Source organism: Sphingorhabdus sp. (assembly GCF_040079335.1).
GTDB lineage: Bacteria > Pseudomonadota > Alphaproteobacteria > Sphingomonadales > Sphingomonadaceae > Sphingorhabdus_B.
In genome coordinates this window covers 1-2,767 of sequence record NZ_JBEBKL010000105.1, presented here as the reverse complement: position 1 = coordinate 2,767, position 2,767 = coordinate 1, and the positions used below count along the sequence as shown (strand labels likewise).

2 protein-coding genes and 1 pseudogene are annotated in these 2,767 nt (G+C 59.2%); 1 reads left to right on the top strand and 2 read right to left on the bottom strand.

Going from position 1 to position 2,767, the window contains the following annotated elements; genetic code table 11:
- The coding region (locus tag ABL922_RS14450; protein ID WP_349024910.1) for an aldo/keto reductase at positions 1 to 229 on the top strand (229 nt) is incomplete at its 5' end.
- A gap of 3 nt (positions 230 to 232) precedes the next feature.
- Here the strand turns inward: ABL922_RS14450 and ABL922_RS14445 are convergent.
- Both ABL922_RS14445 and ABL922_RS14440 read right to left on the bottom strand, forming a co-directional pair.
- On the bottom strand, positions 233 to 955 hold the full coding sequence (locus ABL922_RS14445) for a class I SAM-dependent methyltransferase (RefSeq protein WP_349024909.1): 723 nt from the start codon (positions 953 to 955) through the stop codon (positions 233 to 235).
- Positions 955 to 2,767 (bottom strand): annotated as a pseudogene (locus ABL922_RS14440) (chromosome segregation protein); the annotation flags it as partial. The pseudogene ABL922_RS14440 and the gene ABL922_RS14445, both read right to left, overlap by 1 nt.

Below are 2,767 nucleotides of genomic sequence, written 5' to 3'. Positions count from 1 at the left end.
GGAATCCACCGCACGGATATTGGACATTGCCAAAGAGGCAGGAATGTCACCAATAACGCTCGCGACCGCATGGTCCAAACAACACGACTTCGTCGCCTCGACCATTGTCGGCGTCAGCACGGCTGAGCAGTGCGCCGAGATTTTCGCGGCGAATGATCTGGTGTTATCTGCTGAGGTGATGAAAGCGATCCATAAGGTGACGAAGGAAATTCAGTACCCGATGGGGTAGGGATCAGGGCTTCGATCCGACTACACCCGTAGCACAACCGAAAAAATATTTGCGGAACTCGGCCTTCAACCCTTGGCGTCGCAACATTTCGGCAAAGTCGGATGCATCGCCGAAGTTGGTGCTATATTGCCCTATCATCGAAAAATCCTTTGCCCCGCGAAGGAACAGCCGCTCGACCAGCGGCAACACCGCTTTGAGGTGGAACAGGTAAAGCGGACGTAGCCACCAGCCCTTGGGGTCCGACGCCTCGATGAAGGAGAATTTTCCGCCGCTTCGCAGGGTATTTGCGACCAACTGCGCGAGCTGTTCGTGTTGGGTAGGATTGAAGGTTTTCAATCCAAAATTGGAAATGATGAAATCGGCACTCCCGGTTGCCAGCTTGCTGGTCAGCACATCATCCTCGACAAAATCAATCTTGTGCGCGCGCATCTGATGCAGTCTATCCATGGCGTGCCGGTGCATCCCGCTGGAAATGTCGACTGCGATGATCCTGTCGATATTCGCATATTGTTCAATAAGGTGCGGCCACGCCTCTCCAGTGCCCGCCATTAAGTCGTAGCCACTGAACCGACCTGTCGATTCAAGGTCTAGGGCAGCGACACATTGTTTCCGCCATCTTTCGGTAAAGCCCATCGAGCAGACGTAACTGAATGCGATGTATTTTCCCGAGCACCGATCAAAAACGCCTTTGACATATGCCGGATCGTAAATGTCTGGCTGCGGCATTATTCGGCCGCCAACAGCTGCTCGGCCCCGCCAAGATCAACCGAAACCAGCCGCGAAACACCCTGTTCCACCATCGTCACGCCGAACAGGCGGTGCATGCGGCTCATAGTGACGGCGTTGTGGGTTACGATCAGGTAGCGGGTTTCGGTTTCTTTGGTCATCGCGTCGAGTAGGTCGCAGAAACGTTCGATGTTGGCATCGTCCAACGGCGCATCGACTTCGTCGAGGACACAGATCGGCGCGGGGTTGGTCAGGAACAGGCCAAAGATTAACGCGACTGCCGTCAACGCCTGTTCACCGCCCGAAAGCAAGGTCAGCGATTGCAGCTTTTTGCCCGGTGGTTGCGCGAAAATCTCAAGGCCTGCCTCCAACGGATCGTCGCTGTCGATCAACGCCAGATGCGCTTGCCCGCCGTTAAAGAGCGTCGCAAACAAGCGGCGGAAATGTTGGTCGACCGTCTCAAACGCCGCGAGCAAGCGCGTGCGGCCTTCGCGGTTCAGGCTGCCGATGGAACCGCGCAGCCGGTTAATGGCCAACGTCAACTCTTCGCTTTCGGCTTGGCCCTTAGCGACTTGCTCTTCCAATTCGGTCAGCTCATCCGCCGCGATCAGATTGACCGGACCGATACGCTCGCGGTCCATTTGCAACCGCTCCAACCGCGCAGATTCGGACGATGCTTCGCTCAGCTCTTCGTCGGCAAAGCCGTGTTTTTCGGGCAACAAAGGCGGCGGACATTCAAAGCGTTCGCCAGAAATCGCGGCCATTTCGCGGCGGCGCGCATCTTGGTTTTCGGCGCGGGCTTCGGCGCCTGCGCGTTGTTCGCGAGCGGAGGAGACAGCTTCGGCGGCGGCGGCGAGTTCGCCTTCGAGTGCGCGCAAAGCCTCTTCGCGGTAGCGTTCGGCAACTTGCAGTTCGGCCAGCTTATCCGCCAATGTGGCTTTGTCATTTTCAAGCCGAGTCAGTTCTGCCGCCAAGATGTCAGGCCGCCCCGCCATCGCCTCCAACTCACCGACAATTTCCACGCGGCGTTTATTCATTTCGGCGATCCGCCGTTCAGCCTCGCCCGACCGATCCTGCCAGCCGCGAATTTCGGCCTGCGCCACAGCGCGCCGTTCGCGTTGCTGATTGGCAGCTTGGTCGAGCGAAGCCAGATCGGCCTGTGCGCGCAGATGCAATTGCCGCGCTGCTTCGCTTTGCGCGCTGAGTTTTTCGACGAGCACATCATGTGCTCCGTTATCGGGCAGTGCGGAGTGTGCAGCCTCAGCTTCGGCCAAATCCGCTTGCGCTGCTTTGCTCTCTGCATCAGCCGCACCCATGCGGTCGGCCAGAGCCTCGCTTGCATTGCGGCGGCGGGTCAGCGCGTCCTCTGCGCGATCAGCATCGCGCAAGGCCTGGCGAAGTTCGGTCTCGGTGGATTGGGCGGCGGTCTGGGCATCGCGCAGTGTTGATTGCGCAGCGGCAATCGCCTCGTTAATTTCTGCCAGCGTTGCTTCCTTCACCGAGACATCAGCCTCCGCCTTTGGCAGCGCCGCATCGAGCGCCGCCAGCCGATTGGCGCGGACAAGCTGTTCAGCGGCGGTCGCGCCATCGTCCTCGGCGATGAAACCATCCCAACGGCGGAGCTTACCGTCGCGGGTGACGAGGCGTTCGCCAATGGCAAGATCGCGCCTGTCATCGGTTTCCGCAAAGACGGTCATCGCAAGACGTGCGGCCAGTTCAGCAGGTGCTTCGACGAACGCCGACAGCCGGTCCGGCCCTTCCCCTTTGGAAAGCGCGCCAGTCCAACGCCTTCCGGCATCCCCACCAACCGCC

Bases quoted from the DNA above. Each gene is read 5' to 3' on its own strand.
- ABL922_RS14445 (WP_349024909.1), bottom strand. From the start codon at position 955: ATGCCGCAGCCAGACATTTACGATCCGGCATATGTCAAAGGCGTTTTT.